The organism is Aeromonas sp. S2(2024) (assembly GCF_041402505.1).
GTDB lineage: Bacteria > Pseudomonadota > Gammaproteobacteria > Enterobacterales > Aeromonadaceae > Aeromonas > Aeromonas media.
In genome coordinates, this window is record NZ_JBGLRL010000003.1 from 167,728 (window position 1) to 190,764 (window position 23,037).

A 23,037-nucleotide genomic window follows, 5' to 3' on the forward strand; every position below is an offset into this window, starting at 1 on the left:
GCCAGACCCCGGCCCCATCGCCATGCGTCAGAGGGCGAGAAACGCTTGCCACCACATTTATGCCGAGGAAAAGAGATGCACCAGAGCGTTGGCCCCCTGGCGCGGTGAGGAAGGAGAGAGGGTGAGTCCGACGTCAGCGATAGGCCAGGGTACAGGCCCGGCCCTGTGACTTGGCGTGATAGAGCGCCTGATCCGCCTGCTCGGTCAGGGTCTGCCACCCCTTGTCCGAGGAGGGGATGAGGTAACTGAAGCCGATGCTGACGGTAAGCGCCGCCGCCACCCGGGAGGCCGGATGGGGGATCTGCAGGGCTTCCAGCCCGTGGTGGATCTGCTCCGCCAGCCGCTCTGCCTCCCCGGGTTGCGGGGCGCACAGCAGGATTACGAACTCCTCACCGCCATAACGGGCCACCAGATTGGTACGCCGCCGCTCGGTGTCCTGCAGCAGGGCCGCGACCCGTTGCAGACACTGATCCCCCTTGCCGTGGCCGAAGTGATCGTTGTAGGACTTGAACTCGTCCACGTCTATCATCAGTACTGCCAATATCCCCTGATGACGGCGCGCCCGCTCCCACTCCCGCTCCATGGTGATGTCCCACTGACGGCGGTTGGCGATCCCGGTCAGGGGATCCTCCAGCGACAGCAGGGAGAGACGCCGGTTGGCCTCCTCCAGCGCCCGGTTGGTGTCGGCCAGCTGCCGGGTCCGCTCCTGCACCCGCAGCTCCAGGTCACGGTTGAAACGCTCGAGCGCCGCCTGGGTGCGCTGGCGGATCAGCAACTGGGAAAGCACGGCGGCATATTGCTTGAAGATCTCGCTCTGATACGCCTTGAGCGGACGACGCCAGAGCAGGTTGTCGGCGGCGATCCAGCCGATGGGGGTGCCCCCGTCCCAGAGCGACACCATGGCATTCCAGCCGCGCCCCACCACCTGCTTCTCGTAATAGAGCGGGGTATCCTCCAGCACCAGCACATAATCCTTGCGCCGCAGCGCCTCCTGCACCGTGGGATGATCAGGAATGGGACTGATGAAATGGCGCTCGTCGATGAGCTCACCCGCCTCGTTGGTACCCCAGGTACCGTGCATGGTCTTGAGTTGACTGTCCGTCAGGAAGATGGCGATGCGATCGAACTGCAACTCCTGGCGCGCCAGCACCACCGCATCGTGCAGCAGGCGATCCTCACCGTCACAGCGCGACAGCTTGACTCCTACCTGGTGCAATGCCTGCAGCATGCTGAGGAAGGAGTCCTGCAGGGCCTGGCTGCGGACGAGATCGGCCTGGGTATTGATCCGTTGATCCCGCTCCAGATCGACCTGACCGGCGAGTCGCCGGCTCTCCAGCTCGGCGGCGAGGTAGTGCATCAGCAACTGGATGCTCTGTTGCTGACGCCTTGGCAAGCGATCGAGGCGGCGCCGGGTTTCCAGATAGACCACGGCCTCCAACCCCTTGTGGCGCTTGAGCGGGAAGCTTGCACGCAGGCGTGGGCTCTCCGGCTCGACGCTCTCCCAGATGGCACGAGTCGGCGCGATCGGCTCCACCAGCAACTGGCCGAGATCGAGGGAACGTTCAATGAAGAGGAGAGGCAGGTCGAGGGAGGTGAGCATGTCGGCGCTCAGACAGAGCAAGCCCTGCTCAGGCCTGTAGTGGTAGAGCTGGGGCGTTGGCGCCCGCAGCCACAGATAGATCTGCTCGGCCTCGGTCTTTTCTCTGACCGCCGCCAACGTCACTTCACAGAGATGTTCAAAACTGGTGAAGTGCTCCGGATCCCATTCTTGCATGCCAAATCATCCTTGGTTGTATCCAAGCGAGTATATCGGCAAAGCCTGGCCATTAATTGACCTGGCAATCAAAAGCGAGATCCAGAGCCCAGTTTTTACAACAGATTCAAGGCCTGCATGGCTTGGCGGATCCGCTCGCGGGTAGCGTCAGACAGCGGCATCACCGGCAGACGGCACTCCTCACTGCACAGACCAAGCAGGGAGACTGCATACTTGGCGCCCGCCGGGCTCGGCTCGGCGAACATGGCCTGATGCAGCGGGATCAGCTTGTCCTGCAGCTCGCGGGCGGCCTGCCACTCGCCGGCCAGGGTCAGGTTCTGGACCTCGGCCACCAGCTTGGGGGCCACGTTGGCCGTCACCGAGATGCAGCCCTGACCACCGCCGATGTTGTAGGCAACGGCGGTGGCATCTTCCCCGGAGAGCCAGGCAAAGGGCTTCTTGATGAGCTGGCGTTCAACCCAGGGGCGGGCCAGATCGCCGGTGGCATCCTTCACGCCGGCGATGCGCGGCAACTCGGCGAGGCGGGCCAGGGTCGCCGGCTGCACATCGACGATGGCGCGGGGCGGAATGTTGTAGACGATGATGGGTTTTGTGGTGGCGTCATGGACCGCCTTGAAGTGGTGGAACAAGCCTTCCTGATTCGGGCGGTTGTAGTAACCGGCCACATGCAGGGTGGCATCCGCCCCCATCTGCTCGGCGAAACGGGTGTATTCGATGGCTTCGACCGGATTGTTGGAGCCAGCCCCGGCAATCACCGGAATGCGCCCCGCCACCTGCTTGACCACCAGCTCCACCACCCGGCAGTGCTCGTCGTGGGTCAGGGTCGGGCTCTCCCCCGTGGTACCGACCGGCACTATGCCATGGGTCCCCTGCTCTATGTGCCACTCCACCAGACGAGCCAGCGCGGCCTCGTCCAGCTGGCCCTGTCGAAATGGGGTGATCAGGGCAACTATCGAACCTTGAAACATGGGATTTCCTTCTCCTAAACAGATGGATTGGTCAATAAAAAGCCCCGGTACGTGGGTCGCTACCGGGGCTTGAATCGTCTCAGGGATGAGAGGTTACGCGCGCACGCCAGCAGGCCCGAATGTCAGGCTGTGTTTATGCTTTCGTTTCGATACGCATGACCGCATTGCATCATCTCTGGATAAATAAGGTGTCTGGGCATATTTCGGGAACACGGCATAAATGTCAAGGCGAAAGCGGCCATGTATAATGGCCGCCCAAAAAAGTGTGGAGAGTCCCAATGAGCCGTCCTGTCAGTGCCGTCAGCCAGATGCTGGAACGTAATCAAGCCCTCTTTGTCGGCAAACGGCTATTGGTGTGTGGTGCCCTGGAGGATGATTACCCTCGTCAACTGGCCGAGCTGACCGACTCCCTGGCGGTCTTCACCACGGATTACTGCTATTACCGCAGCCAGCAGGCGGCCCTGGGTGAGCGCATCCTGTTCGATCACCAGCTCGGCGGGAGCCCTCGCTTCGATGCCCTGCTGCTACTGATGCCCAAGGCCAAGGCCGAGGCGCAATATCTGCTGGCCATGATGGCCCCGCTGCTGGAGCCTGGCGCCGAGCTGTTCCTCGCTGGCGAGAACCGCGGCGGCATCAATGGAGCCGACAAGCTGCTGGCTCCCTATGGTGAGAAACCGGTCAAACGCGACTCGGCCCGCCGCTGCTCCCTCTATCATGGCGAGCTCGGCAAGCCGGTCGCCCCGTTCGAGCTGGATGCCTGGTTCAGCCGTTATGAGTGCAAGGCCGGCGATACCGCGCTGACCGTCATGGCACTGCCAGGGGTCTTCAGCGCCGACGGGCTGGATCTCGGCAGCCAGATGCTGTTGGCGAGCCTCCCACCCATGCAGGGCAAGCTGCTCGATTTTGGCTGTGGCGCCGGCGTCATCGGCTCGATATTGGCCAAACGCAACCCGGCACTGACGGTGAACATGGTGGACATCAGCGCCCTTGCGCTCGAATCCAGCCGCCGCACCCTGGCGGTCAACGGTCTGCAGGGGCGAGTCTATGCCTCTGATGTCTACTCCGATATTGCCGAAAGATTCCAACATATCGTCTCGAATCCCCCCTTCCATGCCGGGCTCAAGACCTTCTATGCAGCCACCGAAACCTTCCTGGCAAGGGCACCCGAATTTCTCACCGCCGATGGCGCCCTGACCATAGTCGCCAATGCCTTCCTGCGTTACCAACCTATACTGGAGACGCACTTCAAACGGACCGAGGTGATCGCCGGCGATGGCAAATTCAAGGTGTATCTGAGCAAAGCCTAAATAAGTGCAACGGTTGTAATAAAACAAGTAGAGAGTGCCAGAAGGGATCTGTTAAGGTACCAAGAAAACGTTTACCACCCCTTTAGGGGTGTTTTTTCGCAGCGGCATGAAAACCTTTTCAAGGTATGAACTCAGGGAGAGAAATACGATGGCAGGCATACTCACCATGATACTGGCTGGCGGCGAAGGAACCCGACTGCAGCCACTGACCACCACCCGCAGCAAGCCCTCTGTCCCATTCGGTGGCAGCTACCGCTTGATCGACTTCGTCCTCAACAACTTCGTCAACGCCGACTTCCTGCGCATCTACGTGCTCACCCAGTTCAAGTCCCAGTCCCTCTACCTGCACATGAAGAAAGGCTGGAACATCGTCGGCATCACGGATCGTTTCATCGATCCCATTCCGGCTCAGATGCGGATGGGCAAACGCTGGTATGACGGCACGGCCGACGCCATCTATCAGAACCTGCGCTTCATCGAGATCTCCGACCCCGAACACGTCTGCATCTTCGGTTCCGACCACATCTACAAGATGGATGTGAGCCAGATGGTGAGCTTCCACAAGCAGAAGGCCGCTGCCCTCACCGTGGCAGCCCTGCGTATGCCCATCGAGGAGGCGAGTGCCTTCGGGGTGATCGAGGTGGATCAGGAAGGCCGCATGATAGGGTTTGAAGAAAAACCCAGGCATCCGAAGCCCATCCCTGGAGATCCCACTCAGGCTCTGGTCTCCATGGGCAACTACATCTTCGAGACCGAGGCGCTCTACCGTGAGCTCAAGCGCGATGCCGCCGAGGAGAATTCCAGCCACGATTTCGGCAAGGACATCATCCCCAGCCTGTTCCCGCGCGCTCCCGTCTATGTCTATGACTACAGCACCAACGTGATCCCGGGTGAGAAGCCCAACGTCTACTGGCGTGATGTGGGGACTCTCGACTCCTATTGGCAAGCCCACATGGATCTGGTGGCCGACGACGCCCCCTTCTCCCTCTACAATCGCAAGTGGCCGCTGCACACCCACTATCCGCCGCTGCCCCCCGCCACCTTCATCGACACCGATGACTGCAAGGTCAAGATTGCCAACTCCTTGATCTCCGGCGGTTGCTTCATTCAGGGCAGCCAGATCCAGCGCTCCATCCTGGGTTTTCGCTGCAACATAGGCCCCTGCAGCCACATCAGCGAGTCCGTGCTGCTCGGGGATGTGAAGATAGGTGAAGGCTGCTCAATTCGACGCGCCATCATCGACAAAAACGTTGAAATTGCACCCGGCACCGTGATCGGTGAGAATCTGGACCATGACAGAGAGCGGTTTACCGTATCCGAAGGCGGTATCGTCGTGGTACCTAAGGGAGCAAGAGTTGGCTATTAACCCACTGAAAGTCCTGTTTGTCGCCTCGGAGGTTGAGGGGCTTGTGAAGACCGGGGGCCTGGCGGATGTGGCCAAGGCCCTGCCGCAGCATCTCGCCCGGGAGGGTCACGACGTTCGCATCATCCTGCCCTTCTACCAGACGCTAAAGCGCCGGGATGAAGCCAGACTACTCGCCTCGCGCTGGTTGCCCACCCCCCAGGGGCGGGACGACATCAGCTATCGCATCTACCAGCTGGAACTGGACGGGATCTGCGTCTATCTGCTCGATTGCCCAGCCTATTTCGAACGGCCCCAGCTCTATGCCGAGAACAATCAGGCCTATCCCGACAACGGCGAGCGTTTCGCCTTCCTCGCGGCGGCGGCCCTGCACGCCTGCGAGCAGCTGAACTTCGCCCCTGACATAGTCCACTGCAACGACTGGCACACCGGCCTGCTGCCGCTGCTGCTCAAGACGCGCCACGCTCACAATCCCTTCTTCCAGCGCACCCGGTCTGTCATCAGCATCCACAATGCGGCTTTTCAGGGGGTGTTCGATCGCCAGCAGTTCTGGGCAGTGCCTGAGATCCAGGACTACGAGCAGCGCATCAACTACGACTACGGTCACATCAACCTGCTCAAGTGCGGTGTGCTCTACGCAGACAAGATCAATGCAGTCAGCCCCAACTATGCCAGCGAGCTGCTGACGCACCTGGGGGCTCACGGCATGGCCAGCGTGTTCCAACAACGGGCGAGCGACTTGCGCGGCATCCTCAACGGTTGTGACTATCAGGATTGGGATCCTGCCTTCGATCCCCTGCTGCCCGCCACCTATGACGCCGACCACTTAGCCGGCAAACACACCTGCAAACGGGCACTGCAGCAGGAGACGGGGCTGCCCGTCGGCAACTTGCCCATCTATGGCATGGTGTGTCGTCTGACCGAGCAGAAAGGGGTGCATTTGCTTATCCCGGCGCTGGACAAGTTCCTGCAACACCAGGTCCAGGTGGTGATCGTGGGCTCGGGCGACCCTTCCCTCGCCGCCCAGTTGCAGACCATAGCCCAGCAACATCCCGACCGGTTCGCCTTCATCAATGCCTATGACGACCGTTTGGCCCACCTGGTGGAAGCCGGCGCCGATTTCTTCCTGATGCCTTCGCTGTTCGAGCCCTGCGGCCTCAACCAGATGTACAGCCTGGCCTATGGCACCCTGCCGTTGGTACGGGCCGTCGGCGGACTGAAAGATACCGTGGTGGACTGGGATGCCGATCCCGCCAGGGCGACCGGTTTCTGCTTCAACGATCCCACCGCCAGCACCTTGCTCGATGCCATGCGCCGCAGCCTGCTCCACTACCTGCAAGAACCCGAACGGTTTGCCCGCGTGCAGCAAAATGCCATGCACACCCGCTTCGACTGGGCCGACTCCATCCCTCTGTACGAACAGATGTATCAGGACGCACTGGCCCCGGCGTGACCCAGATTGCTGAAGTTTTGTGCCCTTGACACGGCTTTATCCGTCAACAGCGAAAAAAGTCCCCTTTGGCTGTTGACGCCCCCCCAAAACTCTATAGAATCCCCCACCGCAGTGATGCGAAGGTGGCGGAATTGGTAGACGCGCTAGCTTCAGGTGTTAGTGTCCCACGGATGTGAGGGTTCGAGTCCCTCTCTTCGCACCATACTGCAACATGCTTCATCGATGGCATGTAAAACAAGATTGATGACAATGTGCGAAGGTGGCGGAATTGGTAGACGCGCTAGCTTCAGGTGTTAGTGTCCCACGGATGTGAGGGTTCGAGTCCCTCTCTTCGCACCATGCTTTTATCAGACAGCATGTAAATCCAGACTGATAACCCGAATGTGCGAAGGTGGCGGAATTGGTAGACGCGCTAGCTTCAGGTGTTAGTGCCCCCCGGGTGTGAGGGTTCGAGTCCCTCTCTTCGCACCATGATTCTGACATGTAAACACAGAGCAATGCGCTCCAATCGCATTTAAAAACCAGCTGGAGAAAATCAGTGTGCGAAGGTGGCGGAATTGGTAGACGCGCTAGCTTCAGGTGTTAGTGTCCCACGGATGTGAGGGTTCGAGTCCCTCTCTTCGCACCATTCATCATGCAAAAAGGCCCATCACGAAAGTGATGGGCCTTTTGTTTTTGCCCCTGCCATGGCTATGCTGTTGAGAATGCCATGCCACCACAGGGGTTTTCCCATGATCCTGGATACCGACATTCACAACTTCTATGAGCATCTGGTGCTCAAAGAGATAGAAAAACAAGGGCTTAACCAGACACTGACCCCCTACCAGCTGGCCGATCTCTGTTGCCTGACCCTCAATCAACTCCCCTCTCACTACATACGCCACAACGTCGACATGATCTACTTCACCCCGGATGCCGAACGCACCGAGATGGAGCAGAAGGTCATCGCCGCCCTCCGCCAGGCCTATGACAAGATCCGGGCCGTCCCTTCCCGCTGAACGGCTCCTATAGCCAGCTTTGCTGCCAGAGCAGGGTGACGACCCCCGTCATGCCCGCGACCGGCAGCAGGATCAGCGCCGGCCTCAGCCTGGGTTCCAGCATGACCCAGGCGGCCAGCAAGAAGCCCAGACTCCACAGGCCGTATGCCTTGTCCTGACCCCAGCCCAACACCGCCAGCAAGGCTGCCAGTAAGAGACACCGCACTATCCAGATCATGATGATGCTACTCATAGAATCAAACGATAACGATTATCGTTTGTGACTGTGGAGAGTGCAATCGGACTTCTCTATGGGTTTTGGCTATTTGCCCTGCATCGGCCTGATATTCAAAAAAAGCGCCGATGAGATCAACTAATGAGTAGATTTATCAAACATTAATGCATTTTTGCTAAATAAGTTGGGATTTTGCGCCCCGGGTTTGTGGTAGATTGCGGCCTCTTTTTGGGCCGGCCCCTCGGGATACGTGTATCCACAGGACGAGAGGGACCGACCTTGGCGAGCAAGAGTTTAGGAAGTATCTATGCAAAACCAACAAAACCACATCCGATTGCCTGGCATGGCACAGGTCTTTGCCTGCCTGGCCATTTTCCTGGCCCTGGCCTTTTCGTTCACCAGCGTGCTCGATCTGCCGATCCAGCTGGCACTGTTCATTGCCTGGTTCGTCATCATGGGGCTCGGCATCCGGCTAGGCCATGATTACAAGTCTCTGGAGCAGGCGGCCGTCGACGGCGTCGCCAAGGGGATGGGGGCCATATTGATACTGGTCTCCGTCGGTGCCCTGGTGGGCACCTGGATCGCCGGCGGCATAGTCCCCAGCATCATCTACTTCGGCCTCAAGGTGATACACCCCTCCATCTTCCTGCTGGCGACCCTGATCATCTGCTCCCTCACCTCGCTGGCTACCGGCACCTCCTGGGGCTCTGCCGCCACGGCGGGGATCGCCATGATGGGGATCGGCCACAGTCTTGGGGTGCCCGCCCCCCTGGTGGCCGGTGCCGTGCTCTCCGGCGTCTACTTCGGTGACAAGCTCTCCCCGCTCTCCGACTCCGTAGTACTGGCCTCGACCATGTCCAACGTCGATGTGGTGGAACACATCAAGGGGATGCTGCCCATCAGTCTGTTCTCCTACGTCATCACCGCCGCCCTGTTCACCGTGGTCGGCATGCAGTACTCCGGCAACGTCAGCCTAGAGCAGGTCAACCTGGTGATGGAGGCCCTCGACAAGCAGTTCAACATCACCCCGCTGGCCATTGTGCCGGTGGTGCTGGTGCTGGGCCTGCTGGCGAACCGCAAACCCGCCTTCCCGGTGATCAGCTTCGGCGCCCTGCTCGGCCTTGTCTGGGCCATCGCCTTCCAGGACATGGATCCGGTCAAGGCGATGCACTCCGCCTATAGCCCGTTCGCCATCACCTCAGGCGTCGACTTCATCGACAACATCCTGGGTCGCGGCGGCATGGAGTCCATGCTGGGCTCGGTGGCCGTCATCATCTTCGGCTTGGGCTTTGGCGGCCTGCTGGAGAAGGTCGGCATACTGGCAGTGATCGCCAGCGCCTTCGAGAAGCGCATCAACAGCGTCGGCAGCCTGACCAGCCACACCATAGGCACCGCCTTCCTGGCCAACGTGTTCGGTTCCGCCATGTATGTGTCCCTGATCCTGACCCCCAAGATCATGGCCAAGAACTACGACCGGCTGGGGCTGGCGCGCAAGAACCTCTCCCGCAACGCCGAGTTCGGCGGCACCCTCACCTGCGGCATGGTGCCCTGGAGCGACAACGGCATCTTCATGGCCGGGGTGCTGGGGGTGGCCACACTCGACTACCTGCCCTACATGTGGCTCAGCTTCACCTGCATCATAGTGACCATCACCCTCGCCTATCTGGGCAAGGCGGTGAACCGGGTGCCGGTGATCGAGGCGGCCAGCTCCCGCTAACAGCAGGAAAAATACTGATAAAGGCGCCATCACGGCGCCTTTTGCTTGGGGGAAGTTCGGGGTTAAGCTGGCAGCCAACCTCGTCGCCCGTGGCAGGATGCCCAGATGAATTTTACCTTTCGCCAGATCCGTTACTTCGTGGCCGTGGCCGACAGCTTCTCGGTCAGCCGCGCCGCCGCCGAGCTGCACATCTCCCAGTCGGCAGTCACCAGCGCCATCCGCGAGCTGGAGACCGAGCTCGGCGCGGCCCTGTTCGAGCGCAACCCGCGTGGCGTCACCCTGACGGCCCAGGGCCACCAGTTTCTGCTCCATGCCAGGCGCATTCTCGGCGCCATGACCGAAGCCGGCCAGTCCCTCAAGGCGGTGGCCCAGCAGGATCAGGGGCAGCTCACCATAGGGGTGACGACGCTGGTGGCCGGCTACTACCTGTCGGAGGCCATAGGACGCTTTCGCCGCGCCTTTCCGGCGGTACGTATCGAGGTGAAGGAAGACGATCAGCAGTTTCTGGAGCATCAGATCGTCAACGGCGAGGTGGACGTGGGGATCCTGATGACCAACCGCACCATACGCCAGGAGGCGTTCGATACCGAGCTACTGACCCGATCACCCCTGCGGCTCTGGCTCGCCGCCAACCACCCCCTCTGCGCGGAATCGACCCTCTCCCTCAAGGCGTTAGGTGACGAGCCCATGATCTCGCTGACCGCCGATCAGCTGGATCAGATCATCGGGGCCGGCCTGCGCCGCTACGGCATCTCCCCCCGCACTGTGCTGCGCACCGCTTCGGTGGAAGCGGTGCGCAGCCTGGTGGCGAGCCAACTCGGGCTCGCCCTGCTGCCGGACTTTGCCTACCGCCCCTGGTCGCTGGAGCAGGAGCGGGTCGAGGCCCGCGCCATCAAGGAGCCCATCCCCGCCATCGACATCGGCCTGGTGTGGCGGCGCGGCTCGCGGCTCGACTGGACCGCCCGCGAGTTCATTGACATAGCGCGGGATCAGAGCCGGCTGCGGGCCCGCCAGCCGGTCTCCCGCTAGCCAGCGCCCTCAGGGTGATCACCGAGCCATCATCAAAAAAAAGATTCATCTGCACTCGATATAGATTTGGCAGATACCTCTGGCGTCAAAAATTGAAATTCTCATTCCCACTGCCTTCTCCTACGCTCATGACTGGTTAACAGGATGTTAAGTGCCATTGCGGTAGCGCATGGCTCCAGTTCATGCAAGGAGAGCAAGATGAAACTGACCCCCCTGACCCTGGCCCTGATCCCCGCCCTGCTGGCAGGCCAGACCCAGGCTGCCCCCACCACCCTCGGCAAGGGTGAAGGCCAGCTCAATATCGTGGCCTGGGCCGGCTACGTGGAGCGCGGCGAGACCGACAAGAACTACGACTGGGTAACCGGCTTCGAGAAGGAGACCGGCTGCAAGGTCAGCGTCAAGACGGCCGCCACCTCGGACGAGATGGTGGCCCTGATGAACGAAGGGGGCTTCGATCTGGTGACCGCCTCCGGCGACGCCAGCCTGCGCCTCATCGCGGGGGGCAAGGTGCAGGCACTCAACCTGGCGCTCATCCCGAGCTACAGCAAGATAGACCCCCGCCTGCAGAATGCTCCCTGGCACACGGTAGATGGCAAGCACTATGGCGTGCCCTACCAGTGGGGCGGCAACATATTGATGTACAACACCAAGGTGTTCCCCAAGGCGCCCGACTCCTGGAGCGTGGTGTTCGAGGAGCAGACCCTGCCGGACGGCAAATCTAACAAGGGGCGGGTGCAAGCGTTCGATGGCCCCATCCATATCGCAGACGCCGCCCTCTATCTGATGACCCACCAGCCGGCGCTCGGCATCAAGGATCCTTACGAGCTGAACGAGGAGCAGTACAAGGCCTCCCTCGATCTGCTGCGCAAGCAGCGCCAGCTGGTGGGGCGCTACTGGCACGACGCCTTCGTCCAGATAGATGATTTCAAGAACGAGGGGGTGGTGGCCTCCGGCTCCTGGCCGTTCCAGGCCAATACCCTGATCGCCGACAAGCAGCCCATCGCCACGACGGTGCCCAAGGAGGGCGTCACCGGCTGGGCCGATACCAGCATGGTGCACAACGAGGCCAAGAACCTCACCTGTGCCTATAAGTGGCTGGAGCACTCCCTGAACAACAAGTTGCAGGGAGATCTCGCCTCCTGGTTCGGCTCCGTGCCCGTGGTGCCCGCCGCCTGCGAGGGCAACGCCCTGCTCGGGAAAGAGGGCTGCAAGACCAACGGCATCGACAACTTCGATCGGGTTCACTTCTGGCGTACCCCCGTCTCCCAGTGCAAGAGCCAGGGAACCTGTGTGCCTTACTACCGCTGGGTCTCGGACTATATCACCATCCTGGGTGGTCGCTGAGACAGCCTCCGTAAATGCCGATATGGGGCCGGACAGGAGTCCGGCCCGCTTCCTACACAGACAAGGACGTCCCATGAACGCCGTACAATTTGACCGGGTCAGCCGCCACTATGGCGAGGTGAAGGCGGTCGATGACATCTCCTTCCAGATCCCGGCCGGCGAGTTTTTCACCCTGCTGGGGCCGAGCGGTTCCGGCAAGACCACCTGCCTGCGGATGATAGCGGGCTTCGAATACCCGAGCGAGGGGGAGATCCGGCTGTTCGGCGAGCCCTGCTCCACCGTGCCCCCCTACGATCGCAACCTCAATACCGTGTTTCAGGATTACGCCCTGTTTCCCAACATGGATGTGCGCGACAACATCGGCTACGGCCTGATGCTCAAAGGCGTCGCCAAGGCGGAGCGTTACCGCAAGGTGGACGAGATGCTGGATCTGGTGCGCCTGCCCGGCGTCGGCAGCCGCAAGCCCGGCCAGCTCTCCGGCGGCCAGCGCCAGCGCATCGCCATCGCCCGGGCACTGATCAACCAGCCGCGCATCCTGCTGCTGGACGAACCGCTCGGGGCGCTCGACCTCAAGCTGCGCGAGCAGATGCAGCTCGAACTGAAAGCCTTGCAGCGCCAGCTCGGCATCACCTTCATCTTCGTCACCCACGATCAGCAGGAGGCGCTCTCCATGAGCGACCGCATCTGCATCTTCAATCAGGGCAAGATCGAGCAGATAGCCGCGCCGGATACTATCTACGACGCCCCCGCCACCCCCTTCGTCGGCACCGTCAACCTGTTCGAGGGGGAGCAGGCCCGCCGTCTGTGCGGCGATGCTCGCCAGATGATGGTGCGCCCGGAGCGGATCCGGCTCGCCGAGGCCGGCACACCGGGCTGGTCAGGGGAGGTGCGCGAGGTGGAGTACCTCGGTCCCTTCGTGCGCTACCGGGTCGATCTCGGCGAGCAGCTCGAGCTTATCGTCAACCACCCCAACGAGGGCCAGGCCCGCCTGCCCCGTGGCGCCCGGGTCAGCCTCAGCTGGCCGGAGCAGGCGATCCATCGCCTGCACACCGCCCCTCTGGGAGCTCAACCATGAGCGCCCCCCACAGTGCGAGCCTTGCCATGAGCCAACCCACTGCCCCCCTCTCCTATCGGCCGCTACGGCGCCTCTCCACCCTGCTCTACGGGCGGCCGGGTCTGTTGCTGGCCATCCTGCTCGGGCCGCCCCTGCTGTGGCTTGGCATCATCTATGTCGGTTCCCTGCTGATGCTGCTCTCCAACGCCTTCTTCGGGCTGGACGAGTTCAGCGGCCAGATCCGCCATGAACTGGGGCTGCAGAACTTCGTCGCCCTGCTGCGGGCGGAGAATCTCGACGTCATCGGCCGTACCGTCGGCATGTCGCTGCTGGTGACCCTGGCCTGCGCCCTCCTCGGCTTTCCGGTGGCCTACTACATGGCGCGCTACACCAGCGGCAAGACCCGGGCCCTGTTCTACGTCGGCATCATGCTGCCGCTCTGGTCCAGCTATCTGGTGCGGGTCTACGCCTGGAAGCTGATCCTGGCCAAAGAGGGGGTGGTGAGCTGGCTGGCAGACACCCTGGGGCTGGACTGGTTGCTGGACGCCATCCTCTCGCTGCCGGTGATCGGGGGGCCGTCGCTGTCGTTCTCGCGCATCGGCACCTTCATCGTGTTCGTCTACGTCTGGCTGCCCTTCATGATCCTGCCCATCCAGGCGGCGGTAGAGCGGATCCCGCGTTCCCTGCTGGAGGCGAGCGGCGATCTCGGCGCCACCCCGGCCCAGACCTTCCGCACCCTGATACTGCCGCTGGCCCTGCCCGGCGTGGTGGCGGGATCCATCTTCACCTTCTCCCTGACGCTGGGGGACTACATCATCCCCGGCATCATAGGCAACTCCACCATGTACATAGGTCAGGTGGTCTACATGCAGCAGGGTACGGCGGGCAACCTGCCCTTCGCCGCCGCCTTCTCGCTGGTGCCGATCCTCATCATCGCCATCTACCTCACCATCGCGAAACGCCTGGGGGCCTTCGATGCGCTCTAATCAGCCCATGAAACGGGACCATGGCCGCCAGCCTTCCGGCCTGCTCAAGTACGCGGCCATCGGCGGCCTCCTGTTCCTGCACTTTCCGATCCTGTTCATCTTCCTCTACGCCTTCACCAGCGAGAGCAAGAGCTACCAGTTCCCGCCGCCCGGGCTCACCCTCAAGTGGTTCGAGGTGACCCTCAACCGCCCCGATGTGTGGCGCGCCATCCAGCTGTCGCTGGAGGTAGCGGGGCTGGCGACGCTGGCCGCCATGGTACTCGGCACCCTGGCGGCGGGGGCCATCGCCCGCAGCCGCTTCTTCGGCCAGGAGGTGGTGTCGCTGTTGCTGGTGCTGCCCATCGCCCTGCCCGGCATCGTCACCGGCATCGCGCTGCGCTCCGCCTATGGGGTGATGGAGATCCCCTTCAGCTTCTGGACCATCGTCATCGGTCACGCCACCTTCTGCGTGGTGGTGGTCTACAACAATGCCCTGGCGCGCTTTCGCCGCACCAACCAGAGCCTCATCGAGGCGTCGATGGATCTCGGTGCCGACGGCTTCCAGACTCTGCGCTACGTGATCCTGCCCAACCTCGCCACCGCCCTGCTGGCGGGGGGCATGCTGGCGTTTGCGCTCAGCTTTGACGAGGTGATCGTCACCACCTTCACCGCCGGCCAGCAGACCACACTGCCGATCTGGATGTATCAGGAGCTGATCCGGCCACGGGACAGGCCGGTCACCAACGTGGTGGCGCTCATCATAGTGGCCTTCACCACCATTCCCATTCTGCTTGCCTACTACCTCACCCGCGACGGCCAGGACGTCGCCGGCAGTGGCAAATAACGACTCAACGCGTGCGCAAGGATGCAACCATGAAACTCTCTACCCAACTCTTGATCGACGGTCAGTTCGTCACCGGTGACGGCCAGGCCGAGCCCATCCTCAACCCGGCCACCGGGGAGCTTCTCGCCTCGGTGCCAGAAGCTTCATTCGAGCAGGTGAACCGGGCGGTGAACGGTGCCCAGCGCGCCTTCGCCCAGTGGAGCCGCACCACCCCGGCAAGCCGCAGCACCCTGCTGCTGCGCCTGGCCGATGCCATCGAGCGCCACGCCGAGGAGTTTGCGGCCCTCGAATCCCTCAACTGCGGCAAACCCTATCTGGCTGTGCTCAATGACGAGCTGCCTGCGGTGGTGGACTGTTTCCGTTTCTTCGCCGGCGCCGCCCGCTGCCTGCAGGGGCCGCTGGCGGGGGAGTACATCGAGGGGCACACCAGCATGATCCGCCGCGACCCCATCGGGGTGGTGGGCAGCATTGCCCCCTGGAACTATCCGCTGATGATGGCGGCCTGGAAGATGGCCCCCGTGCTCGCCGCCGGCAATACGGTGGTGCTCAAGCCCTCCGAGCAGACCCCGCTCACCGCCCTGCGCCTGGCGGAGCTTGCCAGCGAGCTCTTCCCGCGCGGCGTCATCAACATCGTCTGCGGCCGGGGCGAGAGCGTGGGGGCGCCGCTGGTGGAGCACCCGCTGGTGCGCATGGTGTCGCTCACCGGTGACATCGCCACCGGCCAGAAGATCCTGCAGAGTGCCGCCCGCACCATGAAGCGAACCCACCTGGAGCTAGGGGGCAAGGCGCCGGTCATCATCTTCGACGATGCGGATCTGGAGGCCGTAGTGGCGGGCATTCGCACCTTCGGCTTCTACAACGCCGGCCAGGATTGCACCGCCGCCTGCCGCATCTACGCTCAGGGCAAGATCTACGACAAGTTCGTCGCCGCCATGACCGAGGCGGTGGCCTCCATCAAGGTGGGCGGTCCACGCGAGGAGGGGGTGGAGATGGGGCCGCTCATCTCTGACCGGCAGCGCAACCGGGTGGCCAGCTTCGTGGAGCGGGCCCAGAGCAGCGGCCACGTGGAGGTGACGGCGGGGGGCAAGATCCGCCCCGGCAACGGCTTCTTCTTCGAGCCGACCCTGATCGCCCATGCCCGCCAGGAGGATGAAATCGTGCGCCGGGAGGTGTTCGGCCCGGTGGTGTCGGTGACCCGCTTCAGCGACGCCGAGCAGGTGGTGCAGTGGGCCAACGACTCGGACTACGGCCTCGCCAGCTCGGTCTGGACCCGGGATCTCGGCCTTGCCAGCAAGGTGGCCAGCCACCTGCAGTACGGCTGCACCTGGATTAACACCCACTTCATGCTCACCTCCGAGATGCCCCACGGCGGCATGAAGATGTCCGGCTACGGCAAGGATCTCTCCCTCTACGCGCTGGAGGACTACACGGTGCCGCGCCACATCATGGTCAAGCTCTGAACATGATTCAGGCTGGCCCCGGGGCCAGCCTGAATGCACAAGCAACTACGCAAATCCCCTGCCAGATACTTCCCCCTATGACAGCCGCCACAACCAGTGGTGATCCAGAATAAGCAGACCAAACAGCAACATCAGGTGATAGATGGAGAAGCGGAAAGTGCGCATCGCCTGACCGGGGCGATCCGAATACTTCAGCAACCAGCCATGCCAGCAGAACCCGAGGTTCAACGCCAGACTGCCGATCAGATAAAGCAGCCCGGACATGCCGATCAGGTAGGGCAGCAGGCAGACCAGGGTCAGGATCATCAGATAGAGCAGGATTGCCGTCTTGGTGAATGCGATGCCGTGGGTGACGGGCAGCATGGGAATGTTCGCGCCAGCATAGTCATCCCGTCTGTGGATGGCCAGGGACCAGAAGTGAGGCGGCGTCCAGGTGAAGATGATCATCACCAGCAGCCAGGGCTCGGCCGAGAGCCCTCCCGTTATGCTGGTCCAGCCCAGCAGCGGTGGCATGGCCCCTGCCAACCCGCCGATGACGATGTTCTGTGGTGTGGCCCGCTTGAGCAGCAGGGTATAGACGACCGCATAGCCAAACAGGCTGGCCAGGGTCAGCCAGGCGGTCAGAGGATTCACGCCCCAATAGAGCAGGACGAAGCCCGTCAACGCCAGCCAGAGCGCAAACACCATCGCAGACTTAGGCCCGATCCGCCCCATGGCGACCGGTCGCCAGCGCGTTCTGCGCATCTGGGCATCGATGCCGTGATCCAGAGAGTGATTCATGGCCGCGGCCCCCGCAGCCAGCAGCCCTATCCCCGTCAGTCCCAGCACCATCTCGTCCAGTGAGGCCTGGGTCGGCTCGGCCAGCAGCATGCCGACCCAGGCGGTCAGCAGCAGCAAGGCCACCACCTTGGGCTTGGTCAGTTGGTAGTAGTCCCGCAACAGCCGGGTGTCGATGAAGCGGGCCAATGACTTGCTGTTCATGTCTGACTCCTGATCGCCTCAGGCGACAGCGAAGGGGAAAGCCGGGGGCGGGAGAGCCGCCCACGGGCCAGTACACAACACACCAGCAGGTGCGCCGCCACCAGGTTGTGCGCGAGGGCATTGGCCAACGGCAGGGCCAGGTGGACATTCGCCAGCCCCAAGGCAATTTGCACCAGCAGCAGGGCCAGCAAGCCCCCCCCCAGGAAGCGCAACGGGGCCCCCTGACGGATCAGAGCGAGGGCAAAGCCCCCCACCAGCAGGGCGGTGGCCAGGGCTCCCAGACGATGGGCGATATGGATGGTCTGGCGCGCTTCCTTGCTCAACACCCCGAACTCATAGCTGGCGTGGCCGAGCGGCAGATGAAATGCCTCCTCCCAGTTCAGCTGCTCCTGCCAGCTCCCCTGGCAGAGAGGCAGCTCGACGCAGGCCATGGCCGCATAGTTCGCCGACGTCCAGCCCCCCAGCGCTATCTGCAGCAGCAGCACGCCGCAGGCCGCATTGCCCAGCCAGGGCAAGCCCTGACCGCGGCAGACGGGCGCGTTCGCGGGGGAGCTCGCAAGCTCGACCCGATAGAGCCAGAGCAGGGTCAGGATGGCGAACCCACCCAGCAGATGGGTGGTCACCACCAGAGGGTGCAGCGCCAGCGTCACCGTCCACATGCCCAGCGCCGCCTGCCCAACCACCAGCACCAGCAAGGCCCCCGAGAGGTGACGCAGACGACCGCCAGCGCGCCAGCTCAGCACGAACAGCAACGCAATCACACAACCCAGCACACCGGCAAAGTAGCGGTGCACCATCTCGCTGCGCGCCTTGTGGGGCTCCAGCGGCGTATCCGGGTAGAGCTGGGCCGCCCGCTCCATATGCATGGATTGGGGGACGGCCAGGGAGCCGTAACAACCGGGCCAATCGGGGCAGGCCAACCCGGCATCCGTCAGCCGGGTATAGGCACCGAGCACGATGACCAACACCGCCAGCACAATGGCGATCGATGCCAGCCTCTTCTGTATTTTCATACGCCCCCCCGCTGAAGCTTGTACCCGGATGATGGCAACAGGACACACGACACAGGCCTCAGGTGCGCGTTCATTGCACACCTCGCTGATACTTGAGCAGTTGCTGCAGATCCGACAGCACTGCCTTGCCAAGCAGCGGCCACGCCGCCGTGCTGGCCGGCACCTCGTAACGCAGAATGGCCAGCCCTTGCGAGTCCACCAGCATCATATCGCCCGCCCGCACGGCTCCGTTCGCCCCGCGCGGCGGCGCATCGGTCAGTTGCACCAGTTCCAGCTTGTCCAGATTGCGGCCAAGGGCGCTTTGGATCCGCGACATCAACTCTGGCACCTGCTGGCATTGCGCCTCACAACGCCTGGCAGCCAGATAGACCAGCCGCCATTTGCTCTGATGGGACGGGAGCGGCTGCAACAGATAGACCTCCCGATCCAACCAGGCCCCCTTGTTGCGAGTACCGGGTTCATACCAGCCCTGCCTCAGGGTCAGCGCAGCCAATACCACAGGCAGCAGTATCACCAGCCAAAAAAGGACAGGTACCTTCCATCTTGACCATGAGTTCATGGGGACAACCTCCTTGTCAGCACCAGACCGCCCACCAGCATCACCAGTGCCAGCCCAAGCCATTGCACTGCATACGCCCTGTGCTTCTCGGGCGGCATGACATTCGGCTGGTAGTGATGGAGGAATGGAGTCTGCCTTTGATAAAACACGGCGTCAGCAAGGGGCGAGCCGATGATCTCGCTCAGGGCATTCACCCTGATGGACTGCAGCCGGTTAGGATAGGGGCCGGACTCTATGTTCTGACCCAGCAAGACGCCACCGGGGGCTGTGCGCAACAGACCGTCGAGCTCCAGAGTTGCCGGGATGACGGGCCTTGGCAGCTGCTGCCGGCTGGCGGGTGCAGGCACCCAGCCCAGGTTGACCAGCAACAAGGGACGGGCATCACCGGCGCGTACCGGTATGATGACGTCATAGCCGATCTCGCCCGCCACCGCCTGGTTGTCCAGCAACCAGACATGAGGGGACACCCATTCGACCTCCCCTCCCAGTGACAGGCCGTCCAGTGACTCGAGGTTGCGCCAGTCGATCCGGGCAAGCGTCAGTGGCGCCACCTGCTGCGCCACTGCCATCCGCCCCAGCCAGGCCTCTTTCTCCATCCCCCGCTGCCACTGCCAAAGCGACAGCTTGCACAAACCCGCCGTCACAACCAGAGTGAACATCAGTACGATCCAGCGCCTGTGATGCCATGGTCGCTGCTTATCCCATGTAGCCATGTCACGCATATAACGGAGGGCTCCAACATGTTGATCAAGATAGTGCTGGTACTGATGCTGCTGCTCATCATTGGGCAGCTGTTTCATGCCCTCTGGCTGATGATGACCACGGGTCATCCCCAGAAGATGTCCGCCCCGCTGGGGCGTCGGGTGTTCTTTTCCCTGCTGGTGGTCGTCATCCTGCTGCTCTCCCTCATGATGGGCTGGCTGGAGCCCAACCCGCGCCCTTACTGATCCCGATCTCAGAGCAGGTAGACGAACACGAAGAGGCAGAGCCATACCACGTCGACGAAGTGCCAGTACCAGGCCGCGGCCTGGAAGGCGAAGTGGCGCTCGGCGGTGAAGTGATCCTTCAGCACTATCCGCAACCATATGATCAGCAGGAACACAGTCCCCAGGGTGACATGCAAGCCATGGAATCCGGTCAGGATGAAGAAGGTATTGCCGTAGATGCCGGAGTCCAGTCGCAGCCCCAGATCCCGGTACGCATGCAGGTATTCATAGCCTTGCAGCCAGAGGAACGCCAACCCGAGCAGCACGGTCACAAGCAGCATCCCCTTGAGACGACTGCGTTTTCCATTCTCCAGCCCGGTATGAGCAAACAGCAGGGTGACGGAGGAGCCGAGCAGGATCAGGGTATTGATGAGGGGGATTCCGTGCCAGGGCATGGCCTGGGTCGTGGTTCCTCCCGGGGTCTTGACCATGGGCCAGTGCGCCGAGAAATCCGGCCACAGCAACTGGGCCGTCATCGCCTTGTTGCCCGCGCCGTCCAGCCAGGGCATGGCAAGCTGGCGGGCATAGAACAGCACTCCGAAGAAGGCAAGGAAGAACATCACCTCGGAGAAGATGAACCAGACCATGCCTTGCCGGAAGGATCTGTCCATCTGGGCGCTGTAGAGCCCGGTCATAGACTCCTGGATGATGTGACGAAACCAGCCAAACAGCATGAAAATCAGCAAGGCAACGCCAGCCATCATCAAGTACCGGCCGACCCCGGCCTGCTTGCTCGCCACCTCATTGACCAGATGCCCCGCCCCGAAAGCCAGGAAAAACAGGGCCACCGCCCCTATGATGGGCCAGCGGCTCTGGTCAGGGACGTAATACGTCTGGTTCACTTTGGCCATGATTATTTCCTCTGCGCCAGCGTCGGGGCTGGGGTGGACTGAGTGATCTCATAGAGTGAGTAGGAGAGCGTGATGGTGTTGATGTTGTCGGGCAAATCGGGGTCGACATAAAACTTGAGCGGCATCAGCTTGCTCTCTCCCGCCTGCAACTCCTGACGGTTGAAGCAAAAGCACTCCACTTTCTTCAAATAGGCGGCGGCAGGACCGGGCGAGACTGACGGTACCGCCTGACCAATCATGGTGCGATCGGTGGGATTGAACACCCGATAATTGACCAGCTTCATTTCACCAGGCCGCACCGACAACCGCGCCGTTTCGCCGCTGAACTGCCACGGCATCCGGGTGTCCGCATGGGCAAGAAACTCGATCTGGATGGTCCGTTTGCTGTCGATCACCGCCCGCTCTGTCGTGGCCGGCTGTACTGCAGTCTTGCCGTTGAGACCGGTGATCCTGCAGAAGACGTCATACAGCGGCACCAGTGCAAAGGCAAACCCGAACATGACAAGCACCACCAGGGCCAGCTTTCTGAGTAGGGGACCGTGATTGACCTGAGCCATATGACCTCCTTACCGCACCTCTGGCGGAGTCTTGAAGCTGTGGTAGGGAGGGGGGGATGAGAGCGTCCACTCCAGCCCCTCAGCCCCTTCCCACACCTGATTGCTCGCCTGCTGCCCTCCTCTGATGCACTTGATCACCCCCCAGACGAACAGCAACTGCGACAACCCGAAGGCGAAGCCGCCAAGACTGATCAGCATGTTGAAGTCGGCAAACTGCAGCGCGTAATCCGGAATGCGACGGGGCATGCCCGCCAGACCGACGAAATGCATGGGGAAGAAGAGCACATTGACCGAAATGAGCGAGCACCAGAAATGCCACTGCCCGAGTCGCTCGTCATACATGTGCCCCGTCCATTTGGGCAGCCAGTAATAGGCGGCTGCCAGGATCGAGAAGACGGCGCCGGTGACCAGCACATAATGAAAATGGGCCACGACAAAATAGGTATCGTGATATTGGAAATCGGCCGGGATCATGGCCAGCATCAACCCCGAGAAGCCACCTATGGTGAACAGGGTGATGAAGGCGATGGCAAACAGCATGGGGGTCTCGAACGTCAGTGACCCCCGCCACATGGTGGCCACCCAGTTGAATACCTTCACCCCGGTCGGCACCGCGATCAGCATGGTGGCGTACATGAAGAACAGTTCGGCGACAACCGGCAGCCCAGTCGTAAACATGTGGTGAGCCCAGACCATGAAGGAGAGCAAGGCGATGCTGCTGGTGGCATAGACCATGGAGCGATAACCAAACAGTTTCTTGCGAGAGAAGGTGGGAATGATGCTGGAAACGATGCCAAAGGCCGGCAGTATCATGATGTACACCTCAGGGTGGCCAAAGAACCAGAAGATGTGTTGGAACATCACAGGATCCCCTCCCCCGGCCGCGTCGAAGAAGCTGGTCCCGAAATACTTGTCCGTCAGCACCATGGTCACCGCCGCAGCCAGAACCGGCATGACAGCAATGAGCAGGAAAGCCGTGATTAGCCAGGTCCAGACAAACAGCGGCATCTTCATCCAACCCATGCCCGGCGCCCGCAGGTTGAAGATGGTAACGATGACGTTGATGGCTCCCATGATGGAGGAGATACCCATGATGTGGATGGCGAAGACGAATAGCGCCGTGCTGTTGCCGCTGTATTTGGTGGACAGGGGGGCATAGAAGGTCCAGCCCGAGCTGGGGCCACCACCCTCCATGAATAGGCTCGACAGCAGGATCAGAAACGCAAACGGCAGGATCCAGAAGCTCCAGTTGTTCATCCGGGGCAATGCCATGTCCGGGGCCCCGATCATGATGGGGATCAGCCAGTTGGCGAGACCGGTGAAGGCGGGCATCACGGCGCCAAAGACCATGATGAGGCCATGTACAGTGGTCATCTGGTTGAAGAACAGGGGCTCGACCAGTTGCAGACCGGGCTGGAACAGCTCGGCCCGAATGACCATGGCCATGGCGCCACCGGTGAAGAACATGGTCAGGGCGAACAGCAGATAGAGAGTGCCGATATCTTTGTGATTCGTGGTGTATAGCCAGCGTTTCAGGCCCGATGCAGGTTGGTGGGCGTGCTCGCTGTGCAGGGTATCCGTGATTCCATCACTCATGCTG

General features: G+C 61.8%; 22 protein-coding genes and 4 tRNA genes. 16 read left to right on the top strand and 10 right to left on the bottom strand.

The genetic code is table 11. The features are described from left to right. Window positions 1-133: 133 nt before the first annotated feature. Window positions 134-1,774: a sensor domain-containing diguanylate cyclase gene (locus ACB039_RS04930; RefSeq protein WP_042648185.1), complete on the bottom strand. Its 1,641-nt coding sequence runs from the start codon at window positions 1,772-1,774 to the stop codon at window positions 134-136. 95 nt (window positions 1,775-1,869) lie between these two features. Next, window positions 1,870-2,742 carry a 4-hydroxy-tetrahydrodipicolinate synthase gene (dapA, locus tag ACB039_RS04935; RefSeq protein ID WP_005327540.1) on the bottom strand — a complete coding sequence of 291 codons (873 nt, stop codon included), beginning with the start codon at window positions 2,740-2,742 and terminating at the stop codon, window positions 1,870-1,872. A 278-nt stretch (window positions 2,743-3,020) separates the two neighbouring features. On the opposite strand from dapA, the gene rsmC reads away from it, so the two are divergent. From rsmC to ACB039_RS04975, 8 genes are all read left to right on the top strand, one after another. Then, window positions 3,021-4,049, top strand: a complete 1,029-nt coding sequence (gene rsmC, locus ACB039_RS04940) for a 16S rRNA (guanine(1207)-N(2))-methyltransferase RsmC (protein ID WP_005327541.1) — start codon at window positions 3,021-3,023, stop codon at window positions 4,047-4,049. A gap of 148 nt (window positions 4,050-4,197) precedes the next feature. Beyond that, window positions 4,198-5,415 carry a glucose-1-phosphate adenylyltransferase gene (glgC, locus tag ACB039_RS04945; RefSeq protein ID WP_005327542.1) on the top strand — a complete coding sequence of 406 codons (1,218 nt, stop codon included), beginning with the start codon at window positions 4,198-4,200 and terminating at the stop codon, window positions 5,413-5,415. Continuing rightward, window positions 5,405-6,865, top strand: a complete 1,461-nt coding sequence (glgA, locus tag ACB039_RS04950; protein ID WP_041204957.1) for a glycogen synthase GlgA — start codon at window positions 5,405-5,407, stop codon at window positions 6,863-6,865. Before glgC ends, glgA begins: the two co-directional genes overlap by 11 nt. Window positions 6,866-6,981: 116 nt before the next feature. Beyond that, window positions 6,982-7,067: transfer RNA gene (locus ACB039_RS04955), tRNA-Leu, on the top strand. 51 nt (window positions 7,068-7,118) lie between these two features. After that, window positions 7,119-7,204 (top strand) — tRNA-Leu (locus ACB039_RS04960). 46 nt (window positions 7,205-7,250) lie between these two features. Then, window positions 7,251-7,336 (top strand) — tRNA-Leu (locus tag ACB039_RS04965). Window positions 7,337-7,407: 71 nt separating this feature from the next. Continuing rightward, window positions 7,408-7,493 (top strand) — tRNA-Leu (locus ACB039_RS04970). A gap of 103 nt (window positions 7,494-7,596) precedes the next feature. Beyond that, window positions 7,597-7,863 (top strand): late competence development ComFB family protein, encoded by a 267-nt coding sequence (locus ACB039_RS04975; protein WP_005330407.1) that lies wholly within the window; start codon window positions 7,597-7,599, stop codon window positions 7,861-7,863. Between the two features lie 7 nt (window positions 7,864-7,870). Here the strand turns inward: ACB039_RS04975 and ACB039_RS04980 are convergent, their stop codons facing one another. Then, on the bottom strand, window positions 7,871-8,080 hold the full coding sequence (locus tag ACB039_RS04980; RefSeq protein WP_041206801.1) for a hypothetical protein: 210 nt from the start codon (window positions 8,078-8,080) through the stop codon (window positions 7,871-7,873). A gap of 304 nt (window positions 8,081-8,384) precedes the next feature. On the opposite strand from ACB039_RS04980, the gene nhaC reads away from it, so the two are divergent. The 7 genes from nhaC (at window position 8,385) to ACB039_RS05015 (ending at window position 16,490) form a co-directional block, all read left to right on the top strand. Continuing rightward, on the top strand, window positions 8,385-9,794 hold the full coding sequence (gene nhaC / locus ACB039_RS04985) for a Na+/H+ antiporter NhaC (protein WP_371165237.1): 1,410 nt from the start codon (window positions 8,385-8,387) through the stop codon (window positions 9,792-9,794). A 105-nt stretch (window positions 9,795-9,899) separates the two neighbouring features. Further along, a complete protein-coding gene (locus ACB039_RS04990) occupies window positions 9,900-10,823 on the top strand; it encodes a LysR family transcriptional regulator (RefSeq protein WP_371165238.1) in 924 nt (307 codons plus the stop codon). Window positions 10,824-11,021: 198 nt separating this feature from the next. Then, window positions 11,022-12,167, top strand: a complete 1,146-nt coding sequence (locus ACB039_RS04995) for an ABC transporter substrate-binding protein (protein ID WP_371165239.1) — start codon at window positions 11,022-11,024, stop codon at window positions 12,165-12,167. Window positions 12,168-12,240: 73 nt separating this feature from the next. Beyond that, window positions 12,241-13,242: an ABC transporter ATP-binding protein gene (locus tag ACB039_RS05000; RefSeq protein WP_371165240.1), complete on the top strand. Its 1,002-nt coding sequence runs from the start codon at window positions 12,241-12,243 to the stop codon at window positions 13,240-13,242. After that, window positions 13,239-14,207, top strand: coding sequence for an ABC transporter permease (locus tag ACB039_RS05005; protein WP_161507521.1), 969 nt, complete (start codon window positions 13,239-13,241; stop codon window positions 14,205-14,207). The genes ACB039_RS05000 and ACB039_RS05005 overlap by 4 nt, the downstream gene beginning before the upstream one ends. Before the next feature lie 7 nt (window positions 14,208-14,214). Continuing rightward, window positions 14,215-15,030 carry an ABC transporter permease gene (locus ACB039_RS05010; protein ID WP_161507522.1) on the top strand — a complete coding sequence of 272 codons (816 nt, stop codon included), beginning with the start codon at window positions 14,215-14,217 and terminating at the stop codon, window positions 15,028-15,030. Between the two features lie 29 nt (window positions 15,031-15,059). After that, window positions 15,060-16,490 carry a gamma-aminobutyraldehyde dehydrogenase gene (locus tag ACB039_RS05015; RefSeq protein ID WP_041211738.1) on the top strand — a complete coding sequence of 477 codons (1,431 nt, stop codon included), beginning with the start codon at window positions 15,060-15,062 and terminating at the stop codon, window positions 16,488-16,490. 75 nt (window positions 16,491-16,565) lie between these two features. Here the strand turns inward: ACB039_RS05015 and cyoE are convergent, their stop codons facing one another. The 4 genes from cyoE to ACB039_RS05035 form a co-directional block, all read right to left on the bottom strand. After that, window positions 16,566-17,471 (bottom strand): heme o synthase, encoded by a 906-nt coding sequence (cyoE, locus tag ACB039_RS05020; protein ID WP_005330425.1) that lies wholly within the window; start codon window positions 17,469-17,471, stop codon window positions 16,566-16,568. Next, the gene (locus ACB039_RS05025) at window positions 17,468-18,484 is read right to left on the bottom strand and encodes a heme A synthase (protein ID WP_371165241.1); all 1,017 of its coding nucleotides are present in this window, start codon (window positions 18,482-18,484) and stop codon (window positions 17,468-17,470) included. Before ACB039_RS05025 ends, cyoE begins: the two co-directional genes overlap by 4 nt. Window positions 18,485-18,554: 70 nt before the next feature. Beyond that, window positions 18,555-19,043: a hypothetical protein gene (locus tag ACB039_RS05030; RefSeq protein WP_042648177.1), complete on the bottom strand. Its 489-nt coding sequence runs from the start codon at window positions 19,041-19,043 to the stop codon at window positions 18,555-18,557. After that, the gene (locus ACB039_RS05035; protein ID WP_270824788.1) at window positions 19,040-19,702 is read right to left on the bottom strand and encodes an SURF1 family protein; all 663 of its coding nucleotides are present in this window, start codon (window positions 19,700-19,702) and stop codon (window positions 19,040-19,042) included. Before ACB039_RS05035 ends, ACB039_RS05030 begins: the two co-directional genes overlap by 4 nt. An 81-nt stretch (window positions 19,703-19,783) precedes the next feature. Between ACB039_RS05035 and ACB039_RS05040 the strand changes: the two genes are divergently transcribed. Beyond that, window positions 19,784-19,990, top strand: coding sequence for a DUF2909 family protein (locus tag ACB039_RS05040; RefSeq protein ID WP_005330432.1), 207 nt, complete (start codon window positions 19,784-19,786; stop codon window positions 19,988-19,990). 8 nt (window positions 19,991-19,998) lie between these two features. Here the strand turns inward: ACB039_RS05040 and ACB039_RS05045 are convergent, their stop codons facing one another. From ACB039_RS05045 to ctaD, 3 genes are read right to left on the bottom strand one after another with little or no spacing between them, the layout of a single operon-like run. After that, window positions 19,999-20,880, bottom strand: coding sequence for a cytochrome c oxidase subunit 3 (locus ACB039_RS05045; RefSeq protein ID WP_041204951.1), 882 nt, complete (start codon window positions 20,878-20,880; stop codon window positions 19,999-20,001). A gap of 2 nt (window positions 20,881-20,882) precedes the next feature. Beyond that, window positions 20,883-21,437: a cytochrome c oxidase assembly protein gene (locus ACB039_RS05050; RefSeq protein WP_005330440.1), complete on the bottom strand. Its 555-nt coding sequence runs from the start codon at window positions 21,435-21,437 to the stop codon at window positions 20,883-20,885. Between the two features lie 9 nt (window positions 21,438-21,446). Continuing rightward, window positions 21,447-23,033 (bottom strand): cytochrome c oxidase subunit I, encoded by a 1,587-nt coding sequence (gene ctaD, locus ACB039_RS05055; protein ID WP_041204949.1) that lies wholly within the window; start codon window positions 23,031-23,033, stop codon window positions 21,447-21,449. Between the last annotated feature and the right edge of the window lie 4 nt (window positions 23,034-23,037).

What these genes read in the sequence shown, in the direction of transcription:
- ACB039_RS05035 (WP_270824788.1), bottom strand. Translation starts at nt 19,702, where the DNA reads ATGTTCACTCTGGTTGTGACGGCGGGTTTGTGCAAGCTGTCGCTTTGG.
- ACB039_RS05025 (WP_371165241.1), bottom strand. Translation starts at nt 18,484, where the DNA reads ATGAAAATACAGAAGAGGCTGGCATCGATCGCCATTGTGCTGGCGGTG.
- ACB039_RS04995 (WP_371165239.1), top strand. Translation starts at nt 11,022, where the DNA reads ATGAAACTGACCCCCCTGACCCTGGCCCTGATCCCCGCCCTGCTGGCA.
- nhaC (WP_371165237.1), top strand. Translation starts at nt 8,385, where the DNA reads ATGCAAAACCAACAAAACCACATCCGATTGCCTGGCATGGCACAGGTC.
- ACB039_RS04975 (WP_005330407.1), top strand. Translation starts at nt 7,597, where the DNA reads ATGATCCTGGATACCGACATTCACAACTTCTATGAGCATCTGGTGCTC.
- ACB039_RS05000 (WP_371165240.1), top strand. Translation starts at nt 12,241, where the DNA reads ATGAACGCCGTACAATTTGACCGGGTCAGCCGCCACTATGGCGAGGTG.
- glgC (WP_005327542.1), top strand. Translation starts at nt 4,198, where the DNA reads ATGGCAGGCATACTCACCATGATACTGGCTGGCGGCGAAGGAACCCGA.
- cyoE (WP_005330425.1), bottom strand. Translation starts at nt 17,471, where the DNA reads ATGAACAGCAAGTCATTGGCCCGCTTCATCGACACCCGGCTGTTGCGG.
- ACB039_RS05045 (WP_041204951.1), bottom strand. Translation starts at nt 20,880, where the DNA reads ATGGCCAAAGTGAACCAGACGTATTACGTCCCTGACCAGAGCCGCTGG.
- ACB039_RS04980 (WP_041206801.1), bottom strand. Translation starts at nt 8,080, where the DNA reads ATGATCTGGATAGTGCGGTGTCTCTTACTGGCAGCCTTGCTGGCGGTG.
- ACB039_RS05015 (WP_041211738.1), top strand. Translation starts at nt 15,060, where the DNA reads ATGAAACTCTCTACCCAACTCTTGATCGACGGTCAGTTCGTCACCGGT.
- ACB039_RS05030 (WP_042648177.1), bottom strand. Translation starts at nt 19,043, where the DNA reads ATGAACTCATGGTCAAGATGGAAGGTACCTGTCCTTTTTTGGCTGGTG.
- ACB039_RS04930 (WP_042648185.1), bottom strand. Translation starts at nt 1,774, where the DNA reads ATGCAAGAATGGGATCCGGAGCACTTCACCAGTTTTGAACATCTCTGT.
- ACB039_RS05005 (WP_161507521.1), top strand. Translation starts at nt 13,239, where the DNA reads ATGAGCGCCCCCCACAGTGCGAGCCTTGCCATGAGCCAACCCACTGCC.
- ACB039_RS05010 (WP_161507522.1), top strand. Translation starts at nt 14,215, where the DNA reads ATGAAACGGGACCATGGCCGCCAGCCTTCCGGCCTGCTCAAGTACGCG.
- rsmC (WP_005327541.1), top strand. Translation starts at nt 3,021, where the DNA reads ATGAGCCGTCCTGTCAGTGCCGTCAGCCAGATGCTGGAACGTAATCAA.
- dapA (WP_005327540.1), bottom strand. Translation starts at nt 2,742, where the DNA reads ATGTTTCAAGGTTCGATAGTTGCCCTGATCACCCCATTTCGACAGGGC.
- ctaD (WP_041204949.1), bottom strand. Translation starts at nt 23,033, where the DNA reads ATGAGTGATGGAATCACGGATACCCTGCACAGCGAGCACGCCCACCAA.
- ACB039_RS05040 (WP_005330432.1), top strand. Translation starts at nt 19,784, where the DNA reads ATGTTGATCAAGATAGTGCTGGTACTGATGCTGCTGCTCATCATTGGG.
- ACB039_RS04990 (WP_371165238.1), top strand. Translation starts at nt 9,900, where the DNA reads ATGAATTTTACCTTTCGCCAGATCCGTTACTTCGTGGCCGTGGCCGAC.
- ACB039_RS05050 (WP_005330440.1), bottom strand. Translation starts at nt 21,437, where the DNA reads ATGGCTCAGGTCAATCACGGTCCCCTACTCAGAAAGCTGGCCCTGGTG.